The organism is Zwartia hollandica, from assembly GCF_019923725.1.
Taxonomy (GTDB): domain Bacteria; phylum Pseudomonadota; class Gammaproteobacteria; order Burkholderiales; family Burkholderiaceae_B; genus Zwartia; species Zwartia hollandica.
In genome coordinates this window covers 320595-346339 of the sequence record NZ_JAHXRI010000010.1, presented here as the reverse complement: position 1 = coordinate 346339, position 25745 = coordinate 320595, and the positions used below count along the sequence as shown (strand labels likewise).

At 54.3% G+C, this 25745-nt stretch carries 26 protein-coding genes; 21 read left to right on the top strand and 5 right to left on the bottom strand.

What is annotated here, in order from left to right; translation table 11 throughout:
- Positions 1-36 precede the first annotated feature (36 nt).
- Positions 37-2901: an Rne/Rng family ribonuclease gene (locus KZZ10_RS12355; protein ID WP_259661832.1), complete on the bottom strand. Its 2865-nt coding sequence runs from the start codon at positions 2899-2901 to the stop codon at positions 37-39.
- A gap of 540 nt (positions 2902-3441) precedes the next feature.
- Between KZZ10_RS12355 and KZZ10_RS12350 the strand changes: the two genes are divergently transcribed.
- The 4 genes from KZZ10_RS12350 (at position 3442) to msrQ (ending at position 6813) form a co-directional block, all read left to right on the top strand.
- The gene (locus tag KZZ10_RS12350; RefSeq protein WP_259661831.1) at positions 3442-4419 is read left to right on the top strand and encodes an RluA family pseudouridine synthase; all 978 of its coding nucleotides are present in this window, start codon (positions 3442-3444) and stop codon (positions 4417-4419) included.
- Positions 4416-5069, top strand: a complete 654-nt coding sequence (locus tag KZZ10_RS12345) for an HAD-IIIA family hydrolase (RefSeq protein WP_259661830.1) — start codon at positions 4416-4418, stop codon at positions 5067-5069. The genes KZZ10_RS12350 and KZZ10_RS12345 overlap by 4 nt, the downstream gene beginning before the upstream one ends.
- 152 nt (positions 5070-5221) lie before the next feature.
- Positions 5222-6181 (top strand): protein-methionine-sulfoxide reductase catalytic subunit MsrP, encoded by a 960-nt coding sequence (gene msrP / locus KZZ10_RS12340; protein ID WP_259661829.1) that lies wholly within the window; start codon positions 5222-5224, stop codon positions 6179-6181.
- A gap of 8 nt (positions 6182-6189) precedes the next feature.
- Positions 6190-6813: a protein-methionine-sulfoxide reductase heme-binding subunit MsrQ gene (gene msrQ / locus KZZ10_RS12335; RefSeq protein ID WP_259661828.1), complete on the top strand. Its 624-nt coding sequence runs from the start codon at positions 6190-6192 to the stop codon at positions 6811-6813.
- Here the strand turns inward: msrQ and KZZ10_RS12330 are convergent.
- The 3 genes from KZZ10_RS12330 to KZZ10_RS12320 are packed head-to-tail and all read right to left on the bottom strand — an operon-like array spanning position 6802 to position 8978.
- Positions 6802-7635, bottom strand: coding sequence for an N-acetylmuramoyl-L-alanine amidase (locus KZZ10_RS12330; RefSeq protein WP_375372566.1), 834 nt, complete (start codon positions 7633-7635; stop codon positions 6802-6804). The two genes, msrQ and KZZ10_RS12330, sit on opposite strands and share 12 nt — an antisense overlap.
- A complete protein-coding gene (locus tag KZZ10_RS12325) occupies positions 7632-8378 on the bottom strand; it encodes an SAM-dependent methyltransferase (protein WP_259661827.1) in 747 nt (248 codons plus the stop codon). The genes KZZ10_RS12330 and KZZ10_RS12325 overlap by 4 nt, the downstream gene beginning before the upstream one ends.
- Before the next feature lie 6 nt (positions 8379-8384).
- Entirely contained in the window at positions 8385-8978 is a 594-nt protein-coding gene (locus KZZ10_RS12320; RefSeq protein ID WP_259661826.1) for a Maf family nucleotide pyrophosphatase, read from the bottom strand.
- Between the two features lie 89 nt (positions 8979-9067).
- Here KZZ10_RS12320 and KZZ10_RS12315 point away from each other — a divergent pair, with 89 nt between their 5' ends.
- From KZZ10_RS12315 to recO, 17 genes are all read left to right on the top strand, one after another.
- Complete coding sequence (locus KZZ10_RS12315) at positions 9068-9658, top strand: YceD family protein (protein ID WP_259661825.1); 591 nt, start codon at positions 9068-9070, stop codon at positions 9656-9658.
- Between the two features lie 49 nt (positions 9659-9707).
- Complete coding sequence (rpmF, locus tag KZZ10_RS12310) at positions 9708-9890, top strand: 50S ribosomal protein L32 (protein ID WP_259661824.1); 183 nt, start codon at positions 9708-9710, stop codon at positions 9888-9890.
- An 83-nt stretch (positions 9891-9973) separates the two neighbouring features.
- On the top strand, positions 9974-11011 hold the full coding sequence (gene plsX / locus KZZ10_RS12305) for a phosphate acyltransferase PlsX (protein ID WP_375372577.1): 1038 nt from the start codon (positions 9974-9976) through the stop codon (positions 11009-11011).
- Positions 11008-11994 carry a beta-ketoacyl-ACP synthase III gene (locus tag KZZ10_RS12300; protein ID WP_259661822.1) on the top strand — a complete coding sequence of 329 codons (987 nt, stop codon included), beginning with the start codon at positions 11008-11010 and terminating at the stop codon, positions 11992-11994. Before plsX ends, KZZ10_RS12300 begins: the two co-directional genes overlap by 4 nt.
- 52 nt (positions 11995-12046) lie before the next feature.
- The gene (fabD, locus tag KZZ10_RS12295) at positions 12047-12985 is read left to right on the top strand and encodes an ACP S-malonyltransferase (RefSeq protein WP_259661821.1); all 939 of its coding nucleotides are present in this window, start codon (positions 12047-12049) and stop codon (positions 12983-12985) included.
- Positions 12986-12999: 14 nt separating this feature from the next.
- Positions 13000-13734, top strand: a complete 735-nt coding sequence (gene fabG / locus KZZ10_RS12290) for a 3-oxoacyl-ACP reductase FabG (RefSeq protein WP_375372565.1) — start codon at positions 13000-13002, stop codon at positions 13732-13734.
- Positions 13735-13794: 60 nt separating this feature from the next.
- Positions 13795-14031, top strand: a complete 237-nt coding sequence (gene acpP / locus KZZ10_RS12285; RefSeq protein ID WP_259661820.1) for an acyl carrier protein — start codon at positions 13795-13797, stop codon at positions 14029-14031.
- Between the two features lie 76 nt (positions 14032-14107).
- Positions 14108-15337: a beta-ketoacyl-ACP synthase II gene (gene fabF / locus KZZ10_RS12280; RefSeq protein WP_259661819.1), complete on the top strand. Its 1230-nt coding sequence runs from the start codon at positions 14108-14110 to the stop codon at positions 15335-15337.
- 493 nt (positions 15338-15830) lie between these two features.
- Positions 15831-16430, top strand: a complete 600-nt coding sequence (rpoE, locus tag KZZ10_RS12275) for an RNA polymerase sigma factor RpoE (protein WP_259661818.1) — start codon at positions 15831-15833, stop codon at positions 16428-16430.
- Between the two features lie 13 nt (positions 16431-16443).
- Positions 16444-16995, top strand: coding sequence for an RseA family anti-sigma factor (locus KZZ10_RS12270; protein ID WP_259661817.1), 552 nt, complete (start codon positions 16444-16446; stop codon positions 16993-16995).
- Positions 16996-17006: 11 nt separating this feature from the next.
- Positions 17007-17999 (top strand): MucB/RseB family sigma factor regulatory protein, encoded by a 993-nt coding sequence (locus KZZ10_RS12265; protein WP_259661816.1) that lies wholly within the window; start codon positions 17007-17009, stop codon positions 17997-17999.
- Positions 18000-18039: 40 nt separating this feature from the next.
- Positions 18040-19530, top strand: a complete 1491-nt coding sequence (locus tag KZZ10_RS12260) for a DegQ family serine endoprotease (protein ID WP_375372564.1) — start codon at positions 18040-18042, stop codon at positions 19528-19530.
- An 82-nt stretch (positions 19531-19612) separates the two neighbouring features.
- Entirely contained in the window at positions 19613-21406 is a 1794-nt protein-coding gene (lepA, locus tag KZZ10_RS12255; protein WP_259661815.1) for a translation elongation factor 4, read from the top strand.
- A gap of 22 nt (positions 21407-21428) precedes the next feature.
- Positions 21429-22316, top strand: coding sequence for a signal peptidase I (gene lepB / locus KZZ10_RS12250; protein ID WP_259661814.1), 888 nt, complete (start codon positions 21429-21431; stop codon positions 22314-22316).
- 41 nt (positions 22317-22357) lie between these two features.
- The gene (rnc, locus tag KZZ10_RS12245; protein ID WP_259661813.1) at positions 22358-23116 is read left to right on the top strand and encodes a ribonuclease III; all 759 of its coding nucleotides are present in this window, start codon (positions 22358-22360) and stop codon (positions 23114-23116) included.
- Positions 23113-24003, top strand: a complete 891-nt coding sequence (era, locus tag KZZ10_RS12240) for a GTPase Era (RefSeq protein ID WP_259661812.1) — start codon at positions 23113-23115, stop codon at positions 24001-24003. Before rnc ends, era begins: the two co-directional genes overlap by 4 nt.
- A gap of 20 nt (positions 24004-24023) precedes the next feature.
- A complete protein-coding gene (gene recO / locus KZZ10_RS12235; protein WP_259661811.1) occupies positions 24024-24623 on the top strand; it encodes a DNA repair protein RecO in 600 nt (199 codons plus the stop codon).
- A gap of 22 nt (positions 24624-24645) precedes the next feature.
- On the opposite strand, the gene KZZ10_RS12230 is transcribed toward recO, so the two are convergent.
- A complete protein-coding gene (locus tag KZZ10_RS12230; RefSeq protein ID WP_259661810.1) occupies positions 24646-25704 on the bottom strand; it encodes an alcohol dehydrogenase in 1059 nt (352 codons plus the stop codon).
- Between the last annotated feature and the right edge of the window lie 41 nt (positions 25705-25745).

Below are 25745 nucleotides of genomic sequence, written 5' to 3'. Positions count from 1 at the left end.
CCCGGGACGGAGTCCCGGGACTTACACACATCTAACCTAGACGCGAGTCTCTACTTGTACGAGCGGTTCGTTTGACACGACCGCTGCAGGCTTGCGTGCTCGTCCGAGCTGCACAGGTACGATCACCTGATTTGCCATTGCTGTTGCAACACGTGCCTGATCACTTTCAATCCATTGCAGACCAGCAGATTGCACAATTGCGTGCAAGGCAGCTGTATCAAGTGCGGGAGTGATTACGATCGGCTGCGCCGCAACTGGTGCAGCAACTGGCGCAGGAGCGGCTGTTGCTGCTGGTGCCGGTGCAGCAACCACAACGGGTTCAACAGCGACAGGTGCAGCGGCGACCGGTGTTGGAGCAATGGGTTGCGTAACAACAGGTTGAGCAACTGCGGCAGGTTGAGGTGCTGCAGGTTCGGTTACCTGGGGTGTTGCAGCCGCGGTTGCAGCCACAGCACTTGCTGGCTCAACGTATTGCATCGGTGCATTAGAGAGCCCTGGCGTGGACGTATGTCCAAAGTTACGCTCGTCTTGTTGGCTTAACTGCGGGGCTGGCGTGACATGCGTCTGAATTGGAACATTGTCAGCACTGTTTTGTTGTGCATTTTGTTCCTGCCCATCACTCTCAAAGCCTGAGCCATCATCTTGACCGCGACGGCCACGACGGCTACGACGACGGCGGCGCTTACGTTCTGGATCGGACTGGTCGCCATCTTCGTCGTTAAAGCTTGTGGCTGGACCTTGTTGCAGGTTGTTTTGCTCGTCTGCGGCAGCGGAAGGATTGCCGGCTGGACGAGGTCCCTGTTGTGGACGACGCTCGTTTGGCTGAGTGGTGCCGTCAGCTTGTTGGCCATCCGCAGTCGATTGCTCGTTGCGTGCGTCCAGACCTTCGTCGCGACGGTTACGTCCACCGCGGCGACGGTTGCGTCCGCCATTGCGACCGTTATCATCTCCCGCCTGCTCGCTACCCTCTGCCCGTGGTGCCTGAGCGCTACGCTCATCTTCGCGAGGTGGACGGCGACTATCATTTTGAGCCGTGGCTTCATTGCTGCCATTACGTCCATCACCGCGTGCTTCGTTGCGGTTGTCGGGGCGACGTCCGCGACCATTGCGGTTTCCTCCGCGGCGATCGTTTTGGCCATTGCGCCCGCGCTGTTCGCGAGACTCTGAGGGCTTGGCTTCTTCGGCTTTCTTTTCTTCCGAGGAGGCTCCCGATAACCAACTAAAGAACCGTTTGAACAAGCCGGGTGAGGCCTCTGATGCTTCTGGTTTTTTGGAAGGTGTCGATGAGACAGGCGCAGGCTGTGCAGGCGTAATACCTTTGACCAACGCTTCGGGCTTGGTCTTTACTTCCTGCTCTTTTGGTGCCCAACTCATGTCGGTCGAAGGCGCGTCGACGAGTTCGAAGCTAGTTTTCAGATCTTCTAGACGTGGGTCGTCGTGACGCAAACGCTCGATGTGATGATGCGGTGTTTCGAGGTGACGATTGGGGATCAGAATCAAGTTAACTTTGAGTCGTGATTCGATCTTGGTAATGTCTGAACGCTTCTCGTTAAGCAGGAAAGTTGCGACATCGACAGGCACTTGTGCGTGCACCGCCGCTGTGTTTTCTTTCATGGCCTCTTCTTGCAGCAGGCGCAATACTTGCAGCGCGCTGGATTCCGCATCACGGATTACGCCGGTGCCATTACAACGTGGGCAGGTGATGTGTGACCCTTCGTTTAGGGCAGGGCGCAGTCGCTGACGCGAGAGTTCCATCAAGCCAAAGCGCGAGATCTTGCCCATTTGGACGCGTGCACGGTCAAAGTGCAGTGCGTCGCGTAGACGGTTTTCAACGGCACGCTGGTTTTTGGTGTCTTCCATGTCGATGAAATCGATCACGATCAGGCCACCTAAGTCGCGAAGACGCAATTGGCGCGCGACTTCGTCGGCGGCCTCTTGGTTCGTGCGCAGTGCGGTTTCTTCAATGTCGGCCCCACGTGTGGCACGGGCAGAGTTCACGTCAACGGCGACAAGTGCCTCGGTGTGGTCGATCACAACTGAGCCGCCTGAGGGCAGATCGACCGTACGCGAGTATGCGGTCTCGATCTGGTGTTCGATCTGGAACCGAGAAAATAGTGGCACGTCATCGCGGTAGCGTTTAACACGCTGCACGTTGTCGGGCATCACGACGCTCATAAACGCCGTCGCCTGGTCGGCGATGTCGTCTGTGTCTATCAGAATTTCGCCGATATCTGGCGAGAAGTAATCGCGGATAGCGCGAATGACAAGGCTGGATTCGAGATAGATCAGAATGGGAGCGGGGTTATCTTTGGCAGCACCGTCGATAGCGGTCCAGAGTTGCATGAGGTAGGACATGTCCCACTGCAGCTCTTCGGCATTACGTCCAATGCCGGCAGTGCGCGCAATGATGCTCATGCCTGGCGGGATGGTGAGTTGGTCCATCGCCTCGCGCAGTTCTTGGCGCTCTTCGCCCTCGACGCGACGTGATACACCACCACCACGTGGGTTGTTGGGCATCAGAACCAAGTAACGGCCGGCCAGCGAAATGAAGGTGGTTAGGGCGGCACCCTTGTTGCCACGCTCTTCTTTTTCGACTTGGACGATCAGTTCCTGACCTTCGCGCAGGGCATCTTGAATACGGGCGGTGCGAACATCTACGCCTTCTTTAAAGTAGCTACGTGCAACTTCCTTAAATGGCAAAAAGCCGTGACGGTCTTCGCCGTAGTTAACGAAACAGGCCTCAAGGCCAGGTTCGATGCGGGTGATGACACCTTTGTAAATATTGCCTTTACGCTGTTCGCGGCCGGCGATTTCGATATCGAGGTCGATGAGTTTTTGTCCATCGACGATCGCAACGCGCAGTTCTTCTTGGTGCGTTGCATTAAACAACATTCGCTTCATGAGAGGTTTCTCCGTTTAAATGGCGCGCCGTAACACGGCGCGCAGCCACACGCTACTGGCTGCGAAACACTGATTCAAGGAAGCGAGCGCACACCGAAGGGGGCGCGCGAAGAAAGGGTCTTTAGACCAGCACGTTGCGCCCGTAGGCGCGGGGTTCATTCAGCAGAGAGGTCAGAGTCACGGTAGTGGTTGACATAAAAGGATGCTGAGAACATCAGGCGGGTAAGATTCGCACGCCTGGTGCAGGGATTAGGACGGATTCTTGCTCTTTTGGTCAGTATCGCGCGCGACGCGAGGGGCACACACTTGGGCGCGGGCGAAACGTAAAGACGTCGCAACAGCGCGCATTAAGCGCATCCCGGTCTTGTCGGCGACCAGCAGCCCGAAGGAATCAGGAAGGCAAGCGGTACAATGCAGTCCGCAATCCAGACGGAGACGCGAAAATTCGATGCATCTCAACGCTTTAGGACGCAAGAGGGCGTCTTGACCACGCTTTCTTAACCCCTTTAAGGCTTGCTCGATTATAAGCCGCTTTTGGCCATGCGCAAAGAATCCTCAGTTTTGACCCCGACGACACCTAAGCCGAGTCCGCCACAGGCGCCGGCTGTGCGCCTGGTTGAAGTCACCGAAGAGCACGATGGGCAGCGTTTAGATAACTTTCTCATGCGCCTGTGTAAGGGTGTGCCTAAAAGCCATATCTATAAAGCAGTGCGTGGTGGTGAAGTCAGGGTAAATAAAGGCCGTGTCTCGCCAGATGCCCGGATTCACGCCGGGGATATCGTGCGGGTTCCTCCTATTCGCCTGCCGGCTGTGGATCAAAAGCGGGTCGTGCCGGGGGCTGAATTTCCGATTGTCTTTGAGGATGAGGGTCTGTTGGTCATCGACAAGCCGGCAGGCACCGCTGTGCACGGCGGCAGTGGTGTGTCGTTTGGCGTGATCGAGGCGTTGCGTGCGGCTCGGCCTGAAGCGCGTTTTCTTGAGCTGGCCCACAGACTTGACCGTGACACCTCCGGCTTGCTGCTGATTGCCAAAAAGAGAAATGTATTGTTGTCGCTTCATGAGATGTTTCGTGAAAGCAAGGGGAGTAAGCATTATTTAGCTTTAGTGGAGGGGGACTGGGTCAACGCCCGACAGCACATTCGACTGCCTTTGACGAAGTGGACGACACAAACTGGCGAGCGACGAGTCAAAGTTGAGGCCGAGGGCCAGGTTTCACATACGATCGTGAGTGCGCAAAAGCGTTTCAACGGCTACAGTTTGGTCGATGCCGAGTTGCGGACCGGACGTACCCATCAAATTCGGGTGCATCTCGCCTCGACGGGGTTTCCCATTGTCGGGGACGACAAGTATGGACGAGACGAAACACGTGCCAAATTCGTGAAACTGGGATTTAACAGAATGTTTTTACATGCCCATCGCTTAGATATTCCTCATCCACTGACGCAGGAAGCACTATCTCTTATTGCGCCACTGCCTAAGGCCTGTGAGGCGCTTCTCCAAAAGCTGGAGCAGCAATGAAGCCTTATTCAGTCATTGTGTTTGATTGGGATGGCACGCTGATGGATTCAACCCACAGCATTGTTTCTGCGATTCAGGGGGCTTGCCGAGATCTGGAGCTTAAGGTCCCAACGGCTGCTGAAGCTGCATGGGTGATTGGTTTGTCACTCGAGCCAGCGTTACGGCGCGCGGTGCCTCAGTTAACCAAGTCGCTCGAGCCCATGTTTCTTGAGCGCTATCGCCATCACTATCTCGCGCGCGATACCCAGCTGAAGCTATTCGACGGAGTTCCCGAGATGTTGACCGAGTTGCAAGAGGCCGGAGCCCGCTTGGCCGTTGCCACCGGCAAGAGCCGTGTTGGCTTGAACCGAGCCCTAACCGCTACAGCCCTACATTCTGCTTTTGAGGCCACGCGCACAGCGGACGAGACGTTTGGCAAACCGCATCCTGGGATGCTGTTCGAGTTAATTGACGAGATGATGGTCGAACCACACCGGGTTGTCATGGTGGGAGACACGTCGCATGACCTACAGATGGCGGCCAATGCCGGTGTGCATGGCCTAGGGGTGTCTTATGGGGCTCATCCAGCCGACGAATTGCGCACATGCCCGCATCACGCGATCGTCTCGGATGTTGCAACTTTGAAGCAATACTTGCTAGAGCGTGTTTAGACTGCTGCCTGTGGACAACCCAATCCGGCTGTCCTGAAGGGTTATTCTGCCTTGATGTGCGCTGGCTTGTCGATATTGCGTGATAATTCCCTCTAACACTGCTTCGCGCTGTGACTATGGTCAGGGCGCCTTAAATCTTTTCGGAGGTCGTCATGCCGAGCTACCGTTTCCCCCGTATTCGTTCTACAGAAATCACTCCGGAAGAAGTTTGGCAGACGCGTCGCCACTGGATGAAAGCCGCAGGAGCCACTTTTGCGACCGGTGCTTTGGGTGGTTGGTCTGCGCTGGCCAGTGCAGCTGCACTGGCGAAGCTTGATGCACAACGGTCCTCAAAGTATGTGCTGATGGAGCAGGTGACCCCAGAAAAAGACGCCACCACCTACAACAATTTTTTTGAATTCGGTACAGACAAAGCAGACCCTGTTAAGTATGCACACACGCTTCAGACAACGCCCTGGAAGCTGCGTGTAGAAGGGGAGTGCGCCGCACCCAAGACGTTTGATATAGATGATTTGCGTAAGCTCGCACCGTTGGAAGAGCGGCTTTATCGCATGCGTTGCGTCGAAGGTTGGTCGATGGCGATCCCCTGGATTGGCTATTCGATGTCTGAGTTGATCAAGCAAGTGCAGCCCACAGGAAACGCCAAGTTTGTTGAGTTCATCACTGATGTGCAGCCGAAAAATATGCCTGGCGTTCGCACGCGCTCGATCGAGTGGCCCTACCGAGATGGGTTGCGCATGGACGAGGCGATGCATCCGCTTACCTTGCTGACACTGGGAATGTACGGAAAGGTATTGCCCAATCAAAACGGCGCGCCTGTGCGGATGGTCGTGCCTTGGAAGTATGGTTTCAAATCCGTAAAGTCTATCGTTACGATCCGTTTGCTTGATAAGCAGCCCATGGGCAGTTGGGAGCGCTCCCAACCTTCGGAGTATGGTTTTTATTCAAACGTGAATCCCGAGGTTAGTCATCCACGCTGGAGTCAGGCGACAGAGCGTCGGATTGGTGAAGACGGCGTCTTTAGCCCCAAGCGGAAGACCTTAATGCTCAATGGCTACGCCAATGAGGTGGGTTCGCTTTATACAGGTCTGGATTTGCGTCAGAATTACTGAGAACAAGCTTGAAGACGCTTAGCTCGCGCGACATTGATCGTTGCAAGCCCCTGCTGTTTCTTCTCGGCTTGTACCCGTTGCTGCGTTGGGTTTGGCTAGGCGTACAAAATGAGCTTACGGCGAACCCAACCGAGTTTCTAACCCGCTCCTCAGGAACGTGGACCTTAGTGTGTTTGTTGGTCACACTTGGAGTTTCTCCGCTTCGGCAATGGGTTAAGCAACCCGCACTCGTTCGTCTGCGTCGAATGTGCGGTTTGTTTACATTTTTTTATGCGGTGTTGCATGCATTGTCTTGGGCCTGGTGGGATCAGAGTTTTGGGTGGGCAAGCATGCTCACGGATATCTGGAAAAGGCCCTTCATTCTAGTGGGCGCTGCCGCTTTTCTAACCATGAGTCTGCTCGCCCTGACCTCCACGCATGGCTGGATGCGCCGATTGGGCGCGCATTGGCAGCGCTTGCACCGCATGATTTATCTAATTGGTGTGTTGGCGATCCTGCACTACTGGTGGCACAAGGCGGGTAAGAACGATTTGCAGACGGTCATGATCTATGCTGCGGTCCTTGCCGCCTTGTTGTTGTGGCGAGTAGTGCGTTGGCGCCTGCAGCGATCGCGCGCGCTTTTAAAGCCCTGAGCCAGAAGTCGGTAGCGCTTGCAAGCGTGCGGCCGTCTGTGCATCCGGCTTGCCTGTGACTAACTCTGGTCGGTAGTGCGCTTGAAAGGCTGCGATGACTGCGAGTGTTTTTTGATCGAAGTATCCGTTTTCTGGTACCGCATAGCCCACCCGTTTGAGTTGGCGTTGAAACCAACCGGCGTCTGGCGCTCCGTTGCGTACATATTCGGCTTGGTATTTAGCGGCTAGCTTTTCATCAAACCAGCGGCCGACACCCATTTGCGCAAGCTTTTTCCAGGGGAATGACGGACCTGGATCCACTTTTCTACCTGGCGCGACGTCGCTGTGCCCCACGATATTTTCCGGCAGGATGCCGTGGCGCTGCGCGATGTCGCGAGTGAGTTTTGCCACGACTTCGATCTGCGCCTCAGGGTAGGGGTGCCCATTCTCGCCTTTTGCGTTGGGCTGCCATCCGGGATGGACGATCTCAATTCCAATCGATCGTTGATTAATGAAGGTGCGTCCGTACCAGCTGCTTTCTCCTGCATGCCATGCATTGCGGTCTTCGTTGACAAGCCGATAGACAATCGGTTTTGCGTCATCGGATACAACGTAATGTGCGCTGACGTCCCGGTTGGTGAGCGTCATCAGTGCACTGGGCTTGGTAGAGGCTGTGTAGTGCAGCACGATGATATCGACGCGGCTGTTTTGTCCGCGAGACTTCATCGTTTCATCAATGTTGTATGGCCCACCTGCTTGCTGGGAAGCACAGCCCGCTAAGATGCTGAGCCAGACGAACAAGAGGGTGCGCATTGCAACGCGGTGTATCGAAACAGCAGTCATGCCGCAGCCTGAAATAGAAAGAGGGTGGGGAATTTATCGAGCTGCGGCATGGGTTGGCTTTTCCACTGCGCCACAGTGAGCGTGCGAACCCACTCGTCGTGTGTCGTGAGCGCACGAGCAAGACACAGCCGTGTGTTGCCTTTTAAATGCTCAATTAAGCTGGTAAACATCGCTTGGTTACGATAAGGCGTTTCAATCAGCATTTGTGTTTGATGTTGCTTCGCGGAACTCAGTTCCCAAGCTTTGAGTTGTTTGACGCGTTCGCCAGCTTCGACTGGCGCATAGCCGTGAAAGGCGAAGCGTTGCCCGTCTAGACCGCTAGCCATGAGTCCGAGCAAAATAGACGAGGGGCCGACCCAGGGCTTAACGGTGACTCCCCACTGGTGCGCGATGGCCACAGCACGCGCCCCGGGATCCGCGACTGCGGGGCATCCTGCTTCGGAAACCAAGCCAATCGAGACACCACTGCGCAGCGGTGCGAGCCAGGTCTGAAGTGTCGCGTCTTCGATGCGAGGGTTTAGTTCGTGGATTGTGATCTCTTGCAAAGGTTGTGTGAGCGGTGTGAGCTTTAAAAAGGCGCGCGCTGTCTTTGCGTTCTCTGCAATGTACGTGCTGAGTTGACCAGCAAGTGTCTGTGCATCGGACGGCAGCCATGCACTGATCGGTGCCTCGCCAAGTCCGACGGGAATCAGGTGCAGTACCCCGTAGGATCTGTTGATTGAAGGGTTGTGTTCAGCAGGCATACGTCTTTATACCTTGGCGTGTTCAAGCGGGTCGAGTCCGACCTCACAAAGCATGTGTGTCAGTGCAATTAAGGGCAGTCCAATAATGGCCGTCGGGTCACTACTGTCCATACGCTCCATTAAGGCAATGCCGAGGCATTCCGCTTTTGCGCTGCCTGCGGTATCGCTTGGCTGATCGATCTTTACATAGCGCTGGATTGCTGAAGCGCTAAGAGCGCGAAACACACAGGTAGTTGGTACATCCATGCTTTGGCAATAGTCATTGCCGCGCAGGACGGTCAGTGCGCTGTGAAATACGACGGTTTGCCCTGAAAGTCTGGCGAGTTGCTGCTCTGCTGCCAAAAGGCTGCCAGGTTTGCCAATAATCTGACCCGCGAGCGAGGCTGCTTGATCGGCTCCGATAACAATGGCGTCGGGGTGTTGGTGTGCCACGGTCCGTGCTTTGAGAATGGACAAGCGCAGGGCGAGCGCAGCAACGGATTCCCCTTGCTGCGGCGACTCATCCACATCTGGCGAGATACAGTAGAAAGGAATTTTTAGTCTAGAGAGCAATTCCCGTCGATAAATCGAGCTCGAGGCGAGGATAAGAGGTGGGGTCACAGTCGATTTTGGTAAAGGTGGAAATTGACGATCTGGGCACAAACGAGCTATTATCTCTTGCTTTGCTGCTTTTTTGCTGCGAGGCTTTCATGTCTGTAGATCCGGTGTTCCGGCTATCAGTGCCACCGGTTGTGGATGCGTTTGATTTCGCGCGCCGAGGTCAGGTTGTTGAGGGTGCTTTTAGCATTCACCGCTTGCAGCGCTTGTTAGACGGTTTGGAAGAGCAGCCCGTGGGGGAAGTCACCGAGTTGTCGGCAGCACCGGTTTTACCTGGTGTCGTGCGTTATGTGATTCAAGGGCGGCGAACCAAAGACGATGAATCGCAGTTGGTTATGCGGGTTCAGGCAAATTTAGTACTGGAGTGTCAGCGTTGCTTAGGCACACTGACGCTTCCGATAGATCGCACAACAGTATTTGAATTGGTGCGGCGCGAGTCAGATCTTTCGGACGATGAGCCCGATGAAGAGGATTTCGATGCCCCAGAGCAAATCGTTGGTTCTCCCAAGTTTGACTTGGCTGAATTATTAGAAGATGAATTGATTTTAGAAGTGCCTTACGTGCCGCGTCACACCCAGTGCCCGGACATGGCAGATTTAGATGCGCAAGCGGATGAAGTTGCTAGTAGGGAAGAGCCCCCTTCGCCCTTTGCGGTGTTGGGTCAGCTAAAAAAAGGTAAGTAGTTGTTATTAAGATGGTTGGCGTACAATTCGCCGATCCACAGGAGTTGTCATGGCTGTTCAGCAAAACAAAAAATCCCCGTCCAAGCGCGGTATGCATCGTTCGCACGACTTTATCGTCAATCCGTCAACGGCCGTCGAGCCGACCACGGGTGAGCAACATCTGCGCCACCACATTAGCCCAACGGGCTTTTATCGTGGTCGCAAAGTTCTCAAGACCAAGACTGACGAATAATCGCGGTTGACGGGCTTATCTCGTCCAAGCGCGCTGCGTAGCACTGACACGTGGCTTCCGTAATTCGCATCGCGATCGATTGCATGGGCGGTGACGCGGGTATCCCCGTCACAGTGCCCGCAGCGTTCGCTTTTGCGCAACGCTTTCCTGACACACAGCTGTTGCTCGTGGGCTTACCTCACGAGCTCGCACTTGCTGTGGACGCCGCAAAAAAAGATTTCCCAAACCTTGCCTCGGCAAGGTTTCCTATCGTAGCGGCCTCTGAGGTCGTTGCGATGGATGACCCTGTCGAAGTCGCGCTGCGTCGTAAAAAAGACTCATCCATGCGAGTTGCCGCTCAAACTGTCAAAGACGGTCTGGCTGATGCTTGCGTCTCTGCGGGCAATACGGGCGCCTGGATGGCGATCTCTCGCTATGTGCTCAAAACGCTTGATGGCATCGATCGTCCAGCAATTGCGACAGCCTTACCGAATCAGAAGGGTGGGGCAACAACGATGTTGGACCTTGGTGCCAACGTGGATTGCACGGCCGAACATTTGCTGCAGTTCGCCCTGATGGGGGCTGCGTTGGCGCAGGTAGGCAATGATGGTCGATCCCCTTCAGTTGGCTTACTCAATATCGGCGAAGAACTCATCAAGGGCAATGAGGTTGTCAAACAGGCGGCCGATTTGTTACGTCAAAGCGCCTTGAACTTTTACGGTAACGTCGAGGGCGACGATATTTACAAAGGGACTGTCGACGTGGTCGTGTGTGACGGTTTTGTGGGCAACGTTACGCTTAAAGCCTCTGAAGGTCTGGCGCGCATGATGTCCGTTATTGTGCGCGAAGAGTTCAATCGCTCCTGGCTGACTAAACTCATTGGCTTAATTGCCATGCCTGTGCTCAAGCGTTTCCGTAAACGTGTCGATAATCGCCAGTACAACGGTGCGACCTTGCTTGGCTTGCGAGGCGTCGTAATTAAAAGCCATGGTTCTGCCGATCAAATTGCGTTTGGTTTTGCACTTGAGCGCGCGAGACAAGCGGTAGCAAGCGGTTTGCTTGCACGCACGACAGAGGCCATCAATAAATTAACCAAGAATCAGGCCGCCAGCGACCTGAAATCTTCCGGAGACTCCGTATGACGCAGGCTTTGCCGTATGCGCGCCTGGTTGGTTCTGGCAGTTTTCTGCCACCTAGGCTGGTTAGCAACGATGCACTTGCCGCTGACCTGGCGACGCGTCAGATTGAAACATCTGATGAATGGATTGTTGAGCGCACGGGCATTCGTCAACGTTATCTTGCCGACAAAGGCATGGCAACGAGCGCGCTCGCGACTGAAGCGGCTCGTCGCGCTTTGGCGGATGCGGGCGTTGAGGCAAGTGAGCTTGATTTGATTATCGTGGCCACTTCAACTCCAGATTTTGTGTTTCCAAGCACGGCCTGTCTGGTACAGGCCAACCTCGGTAATAAAGGCGCAGCAGCCTTTGATGTACAGGCGGTGTGCAGCGGGTTTGTTTATGGACTAACCACGGCTGACAGTTTTATTCGTGCCGGACGCGCGAAGTGCGCTCTGGTGATTGGGGCTGAAGTTTTCTCCAGCATTCTTGACTGGAACGATCGTGCAACGTGCGTACTGTTTGGCGATGGCGCGGGGGCGGTTGTTTTAAAGGCGAGTGAATCACCTGGCATCATCGAGGCTGAACTGCATGCTGACGGCAGCCAGATGAATATTCTCTGTGCTGCGGGTAATGTGGCATTTGGGCAGGTGACCGGCGATCCCTTTTTGCGCATGGACGGGCAGGCGGTTTTCAAACAAGCTGTTACCGTTCTCGATCGCTCGGCACGTAGTGTCGTTGAAAAGGCGGGATTGCAATTATCCGATGTCGATTGGCTGATTCCGCATCAGGCGAATTTACGGATTCTGACTTTTCTCGCCCGTAAACTAGAAATTCCAACCGAGAAGGTTGTGGTGACGGTAGATCGGCACGCTAACACCTCGGCGGCAAGCATTCCTCTCGCGCTAGATGTTGCCAGACGGGACGGTCGAATCAAACCTGGGCACCTTGCTTTGCTTCAAGGTGTGGGTGGTGGTTTTACTTGGGGTTCGGTGCTGCTGCGCCTGTAAAGCGTGCAGTGTCCTGATCGATTAATAGATTTTTTTACGCTCCTAATACATCATGAAATTCGCATTCGTTTTTCCAGGTCAAGGTTCGCAGACAGTCGGCATGATGGATGCTTGGTCTAGCCATCCCGCAGCGATGGAAGTGATCAAGCAAGCCTCAGCGGCGCTGGGGGAAGATCTTGGCGCACTCATGGCGCAAGGCCCGGCCGAACAGCTCAGTCTGACAACCAACACGCAACCGGCGATGCTGACGGCTGGCGTGGCCATGTATGAGGCTTGGCGTGCAGCCGGTGGTCCTCAGGCTGCCTTGATGGCCGGTCATAGTTTAGGGGAGTACGCAGCGCTTACGGCTGCAGGTGCACTGACGCTGGCGGACGCCGTGCGTATCGTGCGTATACGTGCAGATGCGATGCAGGCGGCTGTGCCTGTTGGAACAGGCGCCATGGCGGCCGTTCTTGGGTTGGATGACGAGGGTGTGCGTGCGGCGTGCGCGGCGGCATCCCAAGGTGAGGTTGTCGAGGCCGTTAACTTCAACGCACCTTCGCAAGTGGTCATTGCAGGTCATGCCACGGCTGTGCAGCGTGCCATTGAGGCCGCTAAAGCTGCAGGAGCCAAACGGGCCATGATCTTGCCTGTGTCTGCGCCTTTTCATTCAAGTTTGCTCAAACCCGCGGCCGCGGTGTTGCAAGAAGCCTTAGCCAAGATTGTCGTCTGTGCGCCAGTGGTTCCGGTGATTAACAACGTAGACGTAAAAGCAGAGCAAGACCCTGCTGCAATTCGTGATGCGCTGGTTCGTCAGGCCTGGCACGCCGTGCGCTGGGTAGAAATCGTACAAGCGATGAAGGCCCAAGGGATCACGCATATCGTTGAGTGCGGTCCCGGTAAGGTGTTAACGGGCATGGTCAAGCGCATCGAGCCTGATATTGTGACGTTGTCGGTAACAGACCCTGATTCAATGCAGGCTGCGCTCGATGCGCTAGCCTCGGCTGGTTAATTGTGGAGGCCACGATGGATCTTAAAGATAAAGTTGCCCTAGTGACGGGCGCCTCACGCGGTATCGGTAAAGCGATTGCGCTTGAGTTGGCGATGCGTGGTGCCACGGTTGTAGGCACGGCGACCACTGAAGCCGGCGCTCAGGCGGTCACTGCGATGCTGGCCCCGCATGGTGGTCGCGGCGTGGTGTTGAATGTTACGGATGTCCCCGCTTGCGACGCTGTGGTTGATGCCTTGACCAAAGAAGCGGGCGGTTTGCATATTTTGGTGAATAACGCCGGGATTACGCGGGATAACTTAGCGATGCGTATGAAAGACGAGGATTGGGATGCGGTATTGCAAACCAACCTCAGTGCTGTATTTAGGCTGTCTCGCGCGGTGATGCGTGGCATGATGAAGGCGCGTTGGGGTCGGATCATCAACATCACTTCGGTTGTCGGCTCTAGTGGTAATCCCGGTCAAGCGAACTACGCTGCTGCCAAAGCGGGTGTTGCTGGCATGAGCCGTGCACTCGCGCGTGAGCTGGGCAGCCGTGGCGTTACAGTCAATTGCGTGGCGCCTGGTTTCATTGAAACGGATATGACTAGTGCCTTGGATGACGCTCAAACTTCAGCACTTTTGGGGCAAATTCCTCTCGGTCGACTCGGTTCTGCAGCGGATATTGCTCATGCTGTCGCATTCTTAGCCTCGCCTAATGCGAGTTACATCACAGGTACTACGCTGCACGTGAATGGCGGCATGTACATGTAATAGGTTTTTTTTCTCCCGGTTAGCTATAATTCGCCGGACTTTTCCCCTTTGGAGATCTGCATGGAAAGCATCGAACAGCGCGTCAAAAAGATCGTCGCTGAACAACTTGGCGTAAACGAAGCCGAGATCAAGAACGCATCGTCTTTTCTGGACGATCTCGGTGCCGATTCGCTCGACATGGTTGAGTTGGTGATGGCACTCGAAGACGAGTTCGAAACTGAGATTCCAGATGAAGAAGCTGAAAAGATCACGACCGTTCAACAGGCCGTGGACTACATAACTTCGAATTCTAAGTAAATCTCGTAGATACACACATGTAGCGCTTGCTGCGTGTGTGTGTTAGCCCGCCATTATCATATTTGAGGAGTGGTGCGTGAAGCGACGCGTCGTCATTACAGGTCTAGGCATCGTAAGCCCCGTGGGCAACGACATTCCAACGGCTTGGGACAATATCGTTAACGGTCGGTCCGGCATCGGACGAATCACGCGCTTTGATCCGAGCGCTTTCAACGCGCACATCGCTGGCGAAGTGAAGGGGTTCGATGTGACCCAGATTCTTCCGGCCAAAGAAGCCCGAACAATGGATACTTTTATCCACTATGGTATCGCGGCCGGTTTGCAAGCGTGGAAAGACTCAGGACTTGAAGTGACCGAAGCAAACGCCGAGCGCGTGGGTGTCATTGTGGGCTCAGGTATCGGCGGTCTTCAACGTATTGAAGAGACGCAGACTGAGTACCTTGAGCGTGGTCCGCGTCGTATCTCTCCTTTTTTCGTTCCTGCGTCTTTGATCAACCTGATCTCAGGGCAATTATCAATTATGTTGGGCTTTAAAGGCCCATCGTATGCTGTGGTATCGGCATGCACGACGGGTCTGCACTCTATTGGTGACGCGGCACGCATGATCGAGTATGGCGATGCCGATGTCATGATGGCTGGCGGTGCTGAGTCGACCGTATCGCCTCTTGGCATTGGTGGCTTTGCGGCGATGCGTGCTTTGTCGCAACGTAATGACGATCCGACTACAGCGTCGCGCCCTTGGGATCGAGACCGCGATGGTTTTGTCTTAGGCGAAGGCGCAGGTGTACTGATTCTCGAAGAATACGAGCATGCAAAGAAACGCGGCGCGCGCATCTATGGCGAGTTTGCAGGCTATGGCATGAGCTCCGATGCACACCACATTACGGCTCCTGATCGCGATGGTCCACGTCGCGGAATCCTCAATGCGTTGCGCAACGGGGGAATTAATGCAGATCAGGTGCAGTACGTGAATGCGCACGGTACCTCGACACCGTTGGGTGATAAAAACGAAACAGAAGCGCTCAAGCTTGCCTTCGGTGATCATGCGAAGAAGCTCGTTGTGAATTCGACCAAGTCGATGACGGGTCATTTGTTGGGTGCAGCGGGTGGAATTGAGGCGGTATTTGCTACGCTAGCGGTGCATCATCAGATCTCCCCACCCACCATCAATATCTTCAACCAAGATCCAGAGTGCGACCTTGATTATTGCGCTAACGTTGCCCGTGAGCTCAAAATCGATGTCGCGCTCTCGAACTCGTTCGGTTTTGGTGGCACGAACGGCTCAATGGCGGTTCGCCGCATTTGATCCCTCCTGGACAACGTTCCCTCACGGTTGCGGTGTTCAGGCCCACCTGGGTCAGTGTTCTTGAGAACATACTCTTTTGCCTGGCGAGCTTGGCAGTGGTGCTTGCATGCGTTTGGCTCAAATTTCCAGGTGTCATCACCCTGTTACTGAGCGCCGTACCGTCCGTTGTTTACGGTATTGAGCGGCGTGGACGCTTGGAACGCCTTCCAGGTCTCACCCTTGTCGCTTCTGAGGAGCCAACATGGTTGTTAGGCACTTTTTCTTCTGAGCTTGGTCTATCTCAAGTAAGGCAGATACGCGTGGTACACCGCCAGAAACATCTTTTTGGTTTAACACTGGGTTTGAAATTGCAAGATCGCCCCCATAACTCTTCCAAGGTCGTCAACTTGACGCTCTGGCGTCGAGCTGTTTCGGATGAGACACTTCGGCGAGTATCTGCGCTAGCTGCCTCGTCGATCGAGCAGTCCCGCCAGCCTTTTGAGAGGAAAACAGCTTGACTGAACGCGACATAGACGCCGAGTTAGTGGCGCGAGTCCAGCGCGGAGACAAGCAGGCCTTCGATCTGTTGGTTCTCAAATATCAGCGCAAAATCATGCGCTTACTGTCACGGATGATTCGTGATCCGGCTGAGATCGAAGATGTAGCTCAGGAATCCTTTATAAAAGCCTATCGCGCTTTGCCTCAGTTCAGGGGGGATAGCGCGTTTTACACCTGGTTATATCGCATCGCCATCAACACCGCGCGCAACTGGTTAGCTCAAAATAACCGCAGACCCAGTACGCCTTCTTCATATGAAAGTGAAGAAGGTGAAACTTTTGACGAAACTGACAACCTAACCGATAGCAGCAACCCAGAATCTGAAATGGCGAGCCGGCAAATTGCCGAGACCGTCAATAAGGCGATGAATGATTTACCCGAAGAGCTGCGCAACGCAATTGTGATGCGTGAGATTGATGGCATGAGCTACGAAGATATCGCACAGAGCATGAACTGTCCTATTGGGACGGTCAGGTCGCGTATTTTTCGGGCACGTGAGGCCATCGCAACCCGATTACGACCTTTGCTGGGTGACACCGGCGATCGTCGCTGGTAAGGAGTCCTGAAAAATGAGTCAACCTCCACATACTGCCGAAGTCATTCCCGAACCTCAAGACCTTGCGGTCACGATTTCTGCCTGGATGGACGGTGATGACGCGGCGCCCATGCCAGAGGCTGTCATGACCAAACAGGGTCAACAAACGTGGCAGGTGTATCACCTGATTGGCGACACGCTGCGTACTCCTGAATTAGCAATACCCCCCACCTCGGATTTGCGCGCGCGTGTTGCACAGGCATTGGTAGCCGAGCCCGCGATCATTGCTGCGCCACGTCCGGATCCGGTGGCGCCAACCCAAAAACGCAATGGGAAAGTCTGGCGTACGATCGTATGGCCAAGTCTTGCGATGGCTGCGGCAGTTGCGTCGGTCGTATGGGTAGCAAAGCCTTTTCTTTTTCCAGATTCTGGTGTCAGTGGCGCGCAAATGGCTGGAGCCGTGGCACCAAAGAGTGCGGTAGCCTCTAATGTCGATGCGCCTGCTGTGCGCGATTATGTGAGCGCGCATCGTCAATTATCTGGACCTGCCAATGTGCGACAAGCTTCGTTTGGTGCCTCGCGCTAATGGGGACGCGGATGCGTTTGTTTGAGCAGCAAACATTAAAACGTTTGGGCGTGTTGCTGACTGTTAGTGTGTGTGCTTGGGCGCAGGTCGCACAGGCACAAAGTGGCGCAGATGTGCTCAGACAAATTCAAGAGGCCGCGCGTCAATTGAATTACGTGGGAGTCTATGCGTATCAACAAGGCGATCACATAGAGTCTTCACGCATTACCCATCAGTTCGATGGCAAGCATGAAAAAGAGCGTATTGAAGTGCTTGATGGCGCCCCGCGTGAGTATCTGCGCACGGACGATGAGGTGCAGTGTTTGCTCCCAGAGCAAAAAACCGTGTTGCGCGAACGTCAACGCGGTGATCGTTTCCCCGGGTTGCTGCGGATTGATCCCAAGTCGATCGAGAATAACTACAGCGTGTCTGTAGGCGCCGTTGCGTTACGAGTCGCGGGCCGCCATTGCCGACCGATTGAGGTGGTGCCGCGAGATTCACACCGTTATGGTTATAGGTTGTGTGCGGACACGGAATCGAGCTTGCTGCTTAAAGCGCAAATGATTGATGAGCGTGGCACGGTCATCGAGCAAATCGCTTTTACGCAGGTGACGATTGGTGCAGAAATCTCCGATGCCATGCTTGTGCCCGCCTGGCCCACGAAAGACTGGCTGACAGTACGGACGCAACACCAAAAAATTGACTTGGCAGCGCTCGGTTGGCGTGTCAATGCACCACCCGGTTATGTATCCACCTCGGAAGTGACACGTGAATTTGCAGACCGCAAGCGCGTGCATCAACTCGTGTTGTCTGATGGTCTTGCAACTATTTCAATTTTTATTGAACCTTATTTGCCTGAGCGGTCTGAGTATGTACCACAGGGTGCTGCCCAAAGCGGTTCGGTCAACATCTATGGGGTACGCGTTGCAAATTACTGGTTAACTGTTCTGGGTGAAGTGCCGGCCTCCACCCTTGAACAATTGGCACAGTCCATTCAGTACATGTCTGTTGCAAGCCCTCGTTAGGCGCTTACGACATAAACGTTTTATGCGGAGTTCATTCATTATGCAAACTCAGTATCCTTCTTATCTGTATCGGTCAGCTGGGCGTATGCGTCAACTCGCATTAACACTCATGCTGGCTGTGGTGATGTCCGTCGGCGTTGGCTATCAAATGTCAGCGCAGGCACGCACATCGTCTTTGCCTGATTTCACAACAATCGTTGAAAAATCTGAAGCGGCAGTAGTCAATATTCGTACTACGGCTAAAGTGTCTGGCAATCGTCAGGGGCCGCAAGGGCAAGACCCCTACGAAATGTTTCGCCATTTCTTTGGACCAGACTTTCAGCCGCCAGGTGGTGCGAGACCTCCCCAGCAAGGTCCGCGTGGACGTCGTGCTGAGCCTGAAGAGCGCAGCGTACCGCGTGGTGTGGGTTCCGGCTTCTTTATCTCGTCCGATGGACACTTATTGACGAATCATCACGTCGTCGCTGATGCAACAGATATTTTTGTTACGTTGACCGATGGTCGTGAGTTCAAGGCCAAAGTCATCGGAAGCGATCAACGTACCGACGTTGCGCTGCTTAAGATTGAAGCGAAAGGCATGGTGTCTTTACCAATCGGCGATACCAAGACCCTAAAGAAAGGGCAATGGGTGATGGCGATTGGCTCTCCTTTTGGGCTTGAGTCGACAGTGACTTCCGGGATCATCAGCGCGCTAGGTCGCGAGACAGGCGACTATCTTCCCTTCATTCAAACGGACGTTGCGGTCAACCCAGGTAATTCAGGTGGCCCGTTGCTGAACTTGGATGGAGAGGTTGTTGGTATTAATGCACAGATCGTTTCTCGCAGTGGTGGTTTCATGGGCATCTCTTTGGCGATACCGATCGACGAGGCGATGCGTGTGGCGGACCAGTTGCGTGCGAGCGGAAAGGTAACGCGTGGACGTATTGGTGTGCAAATTGGCGAAGTGAGTAAAGATGTCGCTCAAGCAATTGGCTTACCCAAGGCAGAGGGTGCATTGGTGAGTGGTGTTGAACCTGACGCGCCAGCCGATAAAGCAGGTGTGCAGCCAGGTGATGTCATCTTGAAGTTCGATGGCAAGCCCATCACGCGCTGGTCTGATTTGCCGCGTTTAGTGGGTAGTACTAAGCCAGGTACGTCGGCGCCGCTGGAAGTATGGCGTAAGGGTAAGTTGGTTAATCTGAAAGTCAGTGTTGCAGAAATCAAGGCAGAGAAGACGGCAGAAGCGCCAGCAGCGCCCAAAGCGGTCGAAACCCAGAAGGTGGTCTTGGGGATGACGGTGGTTCCTGTGGCGGCTGATGTTCAGAAAAAGCTGCGTATCAAGGGCGGTGTGCAGGTGACGACCGTTGGAGCGCCAGCCTCAACGGCCGGGATCGTCGAGGGCGACATCATTTTGGCCGCCAACGACACGGACATCACGAGCCCGGAGCAGTTTGCCAAAGTGATCGATGGGCTGGATTCTTCCCGTCCGGTTGGGCTCATGGTTCGTAGCGGCGATCAAACTCGCTGGGTCGCTGTCAGCACTGCTAAATAGACCAAGAAGGGCTAGAATAGCGGTTTGACGCAAAGGGGGCGCAGGGCGCCCCCTTTGTTTGTTAGTTTACTTTCCAGGCGCTATGCAGCATATTCGCAATTTCTCCATCATTGCCCACATTGATCACGGCAAATCCACGCTCGCAGACCGATTGATTCAGCGCTGCGGGGGGCTGGCAGACCGAGAAATGTCGGCTCAAGTACTTGATTCGATGGATATCGAGCGCGAACGGGGTATCACCATCAAGGCCCAGACCGCTGCGCTGCACTATAAGGCTGCCGACGGAAAAACGTACAACCTTAATTTGATCGACACTCCAGGTCACGTTGACTTCTCTTATGAGGTCAGCCGCTCACTGTCTGCTTGCGAAGGCGCTCTGTTGGTCGTGGATGCTTCACAAGGCGTGGAGGCGCAGACGGTCGCTAATTGCTACACCGCGATTGAACTCGGTGTGGAAGTCGTGCCCGTATTGAACAAAATGGATTTGCCTTCCGCCGATCCTGAAAGTGCGCGTGCAGAAGTCGAAGAAGTGATTGGCATTGATGCGTCGAATGCGATTTTGGCTAGCGCAAAAACTGGCATGGGAATTGATGAAATCCTCGAGGCCGTGGTGGCGCGCATTCCCGCCCCCAAAGGCGATCCCAAAGCCGCGCTACAAGCGTTAATTGTCGACTCATGGTTTGATAACTATGTGGGTGTGGTCATGTTGGTACGTATCGTCAATGGCGTACTGACCCCAAAAGACAAAATTTCTTTTATGGCGACAGGTGCTGTGCATTTGTGTGAACAGGTTGGTGTGTTCACACCGAAGTCTGAAGCTCGCAAGTTTCTCTCCGCGGGTGAGGTAGGCTTTGTGATTGCTGGCATCAAAGAATTGGCTGACGCGAAAGTCGGCGATACCATTACTACGTTCGCAAAGCCCTCCACGGAGCCGTTACCAGGCTTCAAAGAGGTCAAGCCTCAGGTGTTTGCTGGGCTCTATCCCGTTGAAAGCAGTGAGTACGATCAGTTGCGTGATTCACTCGAAAAGCTCAAGCTCAACGACTCCGCGCTGATGTACGAGCCGGAGGTATCGCAGGCGCTTGGTTTCGGTTTTCGTTGTGGCTTTCTAGGCCTGTTGCACATGGAAATCGTGCAAGAGCGTCTTGAACGCGAGTTCGATATGGACATCATCACGACCGCACCTTCGGTGGTCTATGAGGTCGTGTTGCGTGACAATACTGTGATTCAGATTGAAAGCCCATCGCGCATGCCTGAGGTGGGTAAGTACCTCGAGGTGCGTGAGCCAATTGTCACTGTCACGCTGTTTATGCCGCAAGAGTATGTTGGCACGGTGATGACGCTTTGTAATAGCAAGCGCGGTGTGCAACTGGACATGACCTATCACGGCAGACAGGTGCACTTGCACTACGAGATCCCACTCGCAGAAATTGTGCTCGACTTCTTTGACAAGCTGAAGTCTGTGTCGCGCGGCTATGCCTCGATGGATTACGAATTTAAAGAGTACCGCGCAGCGGATGTCGTCAAAGTTGATCTGTTGATCAATAGCGATAAGGTCGACGCGCTCTCCACGATTTGCCACCGAGCGAACGCACGTTACCGGGCGCGTGATGTGGTGTCTCGCATGCGAGAGCTGATTCCACGGCAGATGTACGACGTCGCGATTCAGGCCGCGATCGGTGCGGAAATCATCGCGCGTGAAAACGTCAAGGCGCTGCGTAAAAACGTGTTGGCGAAGTGTTACGGCGGCGATATCAGTCGTAAAAAGAAACTTCTTGAGAAGCAGAAGGCGGGTAAGAAGCGCATGAAGCAAGTCGGTAGTGTTGAGATTCCTCAGGAAGCCTTCTTGGCGATCCTGCAGGTCGAAGATAAATAAGGCGTTCGCAAAGGTCGAAACCATGAGCTGGAACTTTGCTCTGATTCTTTTTGTGTTGCTGGTGGTGACGGGCATCGTCTGGTCGCTTGATCGCTTTTCTCTGCGTCACAAGCGAGCTGCCCGCGTGATGCAGGCGCTTGAACTAGCTCGTCCAAGCTGGGCCAACCTTCCCGACCACGAAAAACTTGTACGCCAAGAGCAGATTCAGGCCGAGTTCGGAAAGATGCCTTGGTGGGTTGAGTACGGCGTGAGCTTTTTCCCCGTTATCTTATTTGTGTTTGTGTTGCGTTCGTTCATTGTTGAGCCGTTTCGTATTCCCTCGGGATCGATGTTGCCGACGCTGCAGTCAGGTGATTTGATTCTTGTGAACAAATTCACTTATGGCCTGCGCTTACCGGTTATCGATACTAAAGTTGTTCCGATTGGCCAGCCCAAGCGTGGCGATGTGATGGTGTTTCGTTATCCAGTTGATCCGTCCGTCGACTACATCAAACGGGTTGTTGGATTGCCAGGCGATCAGGTCGCTTATTTAGACAAAAAGTTGTATATCAATGGCAAAGAGGTTCCTCGCAAAGCAGATGGTCAATATTTCGAGCCAGACCGTGTGGCATATACCGCACAGTTCATTGAATCGTTGGGTGACAAGCCCCATAAAATTCTGCTAGATGAGAGACGTTCGCAGGAGATAGGCCCTATTTCAAGCTTCCCATATCGTGAAAAATGCGAATATCTGCGTAATGGTATGCGCTGCACCGTACCGGCCGGTGTTTACTTTATGATGGGAGACAACCGCGATAATAGTCTCGACAGTCGTTTCTGGGGATTTGTCCCCGAGGCAAACATCGTCGGTAAAGCTTTCTTTATTTGGATGAACTTTGGCAGCCTGGGTCGCATCGGCCCGTTCCACTAAGTTCGTTCAGCTCGATTCACTCGCTTCATGTCATTTGCTTCATGCCCCTGGCCGCACTCGAAACCTCGCTTGGATATAAGTTCGTCAAACCTGCTCTGCTTGAGCAGGCGCTGACGCATCGTAGCCATGGAGCTCGCCATAACGAGCGGTTAGAGTTTCTGGGTGATTCGGTACTAAATGTGGCGGTAGCCGCCCTCTTATTCAATCACTACGGCACACTGGACGAGGGCGATCTGTCGCGCGTGCGTGCGAACCTTGTCAAGCAGTCTTCCCTCGCTGACATCGCACAAAAGCTAGACCTATCCAAATTTTTACGTCTGGGTGAGGGCGAGCTCAAGAGTGGTGGTTTTCGACGCCCATCGATTTTGGCGGACACCTTTGAGGCGGTGCTTGCTGCCGTCTATTTAGATGGTGGCTTTGTCGCAGCGCAACAGCTTGTGGAGCGTTTGTACAAACCTATCCTTGCAAGTGTGGATCCCTTGACCTTGGGTAAGGATGCCAAAACACTCTTGCAAGAGTTTTTACAAAGCCGCAAGTTGGCCTTACCGATCTACAACGTAGTCGCTACCCACGGCGCCGCGCATAGCCAGCAGTTTGAGGTCGAGTGCTTGATCCCGTCTTTAGATATCAAGGTTGTCGCGGCAGGCTCGAGTCGTCGGGCCGCTGAACAATCAGGCGCCAAGTTGGCCTTGGTCAGCGCAGAGGCCGCAAGTCCTACACCAGTTAAAAAGCGTTCAACCCGGGCGCGCAAAACGGCACAATTAACGCTGCCGGTTGCGGTCGCTCAGGAGCTTAAATGACCGAAACAGCGCACCGCTGTGGTTTTATTGCCGTCGTAGGTCGTCCCAATGTGGGTAAGTCCACACTGACGAACGCCTTAATTGGCACGAAGATTTCTATTGTGTCCCGCAAGGCTCAGACAACGCGCCATCGGATTCAAGGGGTTCTGACGCGCGACGCTGAACAGTTCATCTTTGTTGATACACCCGGGTTTCAGACGCGCCACGGTGGGGCGATGAACAAGATGATGAACCGTGTCGTGACGCAAACCCTGGCCGATGTCGATGTCGTGCTTTTCGTTGTTGAGGCGGGTAAGTGGTCACCGGGCGATGAGAAACTGTTGTCTCTGTTGCATGATCCAAAGCGCACGATCTTAGTGATCAGCAAGATTGATCAGCTTAAAAATCGTGATGAGCTCTATCCCTTCGTGGCAAGAATTGCGGCACTCTATCAATTCGATGCCGTGGTGCCAGTGAGCTCGACTAAGCGGCACCAGCTTGATCAGTTACTCGATGAGGTTGCTAAGCGCCTGCCTGAGAATGAACCGTTTTTTGATGCGGACACCTTGACTGATCGCCCGGTACGTTTTATTGCTGCCGAGCTTATTCGCGAGAAAATCTTTCGTTTGGTCGGTGATGAACTGCCCTACGGGTGTACGGTGGTGATTGAGCAGTGGGAAGAGACCGAGAAGGGCGCCCACGTTGCGGCTTGCGTCATCGTAGAGCGTGACAGCCATCGTCCGATTCTTCTGGGGGCGGGCGGTGGACACATGAAGCGTATCGCTTCCGAAGCGCGCCAGGATATGACCAAATTGCTCGATAAGCCGGTCCACCTTGAGGTCTATATCAAGGTGCGAAAAGGCTGGGCTGAGAAAGAAAGCAGCCTGCGTGACCTGGGATATGAGTAAAGCACTGAGCGCCTAGTCACATGAGTCGACGCCTCGTACGAGTCCACGAAACCCCGGGCTACGTCTTGCACGCAACGGCTTGGCGCGAAACCTCTCTCATTGTGCAGGCGTTCTCACGAGACCACGGCTGGGTGACTTTGGTTGCTAAGGGGGCTAAGCGGCCGCACTCGGTCCTACGACCAGCGTTATCAGTTTTTCAACCGCTGTTGTTGTCTTGGTCGGGTGGCACGGACGTCAAAACCATGACGCGTGCCGAGTGTGCAGGGGTTCATCCTTTGCCAGGCCCTGCCATGATGTCTTGCTGGTACATGAATGAACTTATGTTTCGTTTGTTACCGCGAGAGGATCCGCATCCAGGTCTGTTTGATGCCTACGTGATTGCCTTGCAGCAGTTAGCGGCAGGGCAAACTGCTGCGGGTGCCTTACGTAAGTTTGAATGGACATTGCTCAAAGAGACTGGGTATGGTCTCGACCAAGAGCCACCAGACTTTGAGGACACTCAACAGGAGCCTCAGTTACGGGCGCGCTTGCGCGAACGCCTAGCCGAACATCTAGCGGGTCGCCCGCTTGCAACGCGCCAGGTGTTGTTGGCATTGCAGCGCTATCAGGGAAGTAAATAGCACTGCAATGCGTGTACCGCGGTTAAGCAGTCAACACGGCTCGACCGGTCACCTTACCTGCGATGAGTGATTTCAACACTTTATCGGCATCCGCGAGCGGATGGGTGTGGACGGGGATTGGTTTGATTTTGCCCTCTTTGACCAACTGCATGAGTTCTCGCATCTCTTGTAGCGAGCCCGTGTAGCTGCCTAAGATCTGTAAAGCCTTCATTGGGATAAAGGCAATCGGCCATGAAGCTCCGCCACCGAACAGGCCCACAATGACGAGCTTGCCACCCTTGATCAGACAGTCAAAGGCAATACCGGTGGTCGAGGGCGCGCCGACTAAGTCTACGACGCCCTGTAGCAGCTTTCCGCCATTGGCCGCGATGATTTGCTTGGCTGCATCAGGTGCTGCGCCATCGATCGCCGCCAACGCGCCTGCCTCCATCGCCGCCTGTCTTTTAGCGGGATCAATATCCACCACAATCGGGCTGACTCCTCCCATCGCTTTGAGCAGTGCCATGGCCATCAGTCCTAGGCCGCCGGCGCCCATGATCACAATAGGGTGCTTGCTAAACGTATTGAACCCGATCTTGTTAATCGCGCTGTAGGTCGTAATGCCGGAACACGCATAGGGGGCGAGGGAGGCGGGATCCATATCGCCAATGTCAATCAGGTAGCGCGCATCGGGAACCATGATGTGGTCGGCATAGCCGCCCGGACGATGAACGCCGAGGTACTGTGGATTCGCACAATAGTTTTCCAAGCCTTCGTCGCAGGCGGGACATTGGCGACAACCGATCCAAGGGTAGACGAGGTAGTTGCGGCCTTTCTCTACGCCTTTGGCATCGGGTCCTAGCGCAATAACGGTTCCAGCTGTCTCGTGTCCCATGGTCATCGGGAGTTTGATGCCACGATCTTTTAGCGATAACGTTTTGCCATTGCCTAGATCGTAGCCGCCTTCCCAGAAGTGAATGTCGCTATGGCAGACGCCCGCAGCACGCACTTGCACAAGAACCTGCGACCCTGTGGGCGTTGGTGTGTCAGACTCTAAGAGCTGCAAAGATTCACGAAAGTTAACGACGCAGTAGCATTTCATGTAGTGTTCTCCGATGTAGTCGATCGTTGTGAGATATGTGT

Excerpts from the sequence above, each read along its gene's own strand:
- KZZ10_RS12345 (WP_259661830.1), top strand. The coding sequence starts at position 4,416 with ATGAAGCCTTATTCAGTCATTGTGTTTGATTGGGATGGCACGCTGATG.
- lepA (WP_259661815.1), top strand. The coding sequence starts at position 19,613 with ATGCAGCATATTCGCAATTTCTCCATCATTGCCCACATTGATCACGGC.
- KZZ10_RS12350 (WP_259661831.1), top strand. The coding sequence starts at position 3,442 with ATGCGCAAAGAATCCTCAGTTTTGACCCCGACGACACCTAAGCCGAGT.
- rnc (WP_259661813.1), top strand. The coding sequence starts at position 22,358 with ATGCCCCTGGCCGCACTCGAAACCTCGCTTGGATATAAGTTCGTCAAA.
- recO (WP_259661811.1), top strand. The coding sequence starts at position 24,024 with ATGAGTCGACGCCTCGTACGAGTCCACGAAACCCCGGGCTACGTCTTG.
- plsX (WP_375372577.1), top strand. The coding sequence starts at position 9,974 with ATGGGCGGTGACGCGGGTATCCCCGTCACAGTGCCCGCAGCGTTCGCT.
- KZZ10_RS12230 (WP_259661810.1), bottom strand. The coding sequence starts at position 25,704 with ATGAAATGCTACTGCGTCGTTAACTTTCGTGAATCTTTGCAGCTCTTA.
- KZZ10_RS12260 (WP_375372564.1), top strand. The coding sequence starts at position 18,040 with ATGCAAACTCAGTATCCTTCTTATCTGTATCGGTCAGCTGGGCGTATG.
- KZZ10_RS12325 (WP_259661827.1), bottom strand. The coding sequence starts at position 8,378 with ATGCCTGCTGAACACAACCCTTCAATCAACAGATCCTACGGGGTACTG.
- KZZ10_RS12265 (WP_259661816.1), top strand. The coding sequence starts at position 17,007 with ATGCGTTTGTTTGAGCAGCAAACATTAAAACGTTTGGGCGTGTTGCTG.
- fabG (WP_375372565.1), top strand. The coding sequence starts at position 13,000 with ATGGATCTTAAAGATAAAGTTGCCCTAGTGACGGGCGCCTCACGCGGT.
- msrP (WP_259661829.1), top strand. The coding sequence starts at position 5,222 with ATGCCGAGCTACCGTTTCCCCCGTATTCGTTCTACAGAAATCACTCCG.
- rpmF (WP_259661824.1), top strand. The coding sequence starts at position 9,708 with ATGGCTGTTCAGCAAAACAAAAAATCCCCGTCCAAGCGCGGTATGCAT.
- KZZ10_RS12300 (WP_259661822.1), top strand. The coding sequence starts at position 11,008 with ATGACGCAGGCTTTGCCGTATGCGCGCCTGGTTGGTTCTGGCAGTTTT.
- KZZ10_RS12355 (WP_259661832.1), bottom strand. The coding sequence starts at position 2,901 with ATGAAGCGAATGTTGTTTAATGCAACGCACCAAGAAGAACTGCGCGTT.
- KZZ10_RS12330 (WP_375372566.1), bottom strand. The coding sequence starts at position 7,635 with ATGACTGCTGTTTCGATACACCGCGTTGCAATGCGCACCCTCTTGTTC.
- era (WP_259661812.1), top strand. The coding sequence starts at position 23,113 with ATGACCGAAACAGCGCACCGCTGTGGTTTTATTGCCGTCGTAGGTCGT.
- KZZ10_RS12270 (WP_259661817.1), top strand. The coding sequence starts at position 16,444 with ATGAGTCAACCTCCACATACTGCCGAAGTCATTCCCGAACCTCAAGAC.
- acpP (WP_259661820.1), top strand. The coding sequence starts at position 13,795 with ATGGAAAGCATCGAACAGCGCGTCAAAAAGATCGTCGCTGAACAACTT.
- fabD (WP_259661821.1), top strand. The coding sequence starts at position 12,047 with ATGAAATTCGCATTCGTTTTTCCAGGTCAAGGTTCGCAGACAGTCGGC.
- KZZ10_RS12315 (WP_259661825.1), top strand. The coding sequence starts at position 9,068 with ATGTCTGTAGATCCGGTGTTCCGGCTATCAGTGCCACCGGTTGTGGAT.
- lepB (WP_259661814.1), top strand. The coding sequence starts at position 21,429 with ATGAGCTGGAACTTTGCTCTGATTCTTTTTGTGTTGCTGGTGGTGACG.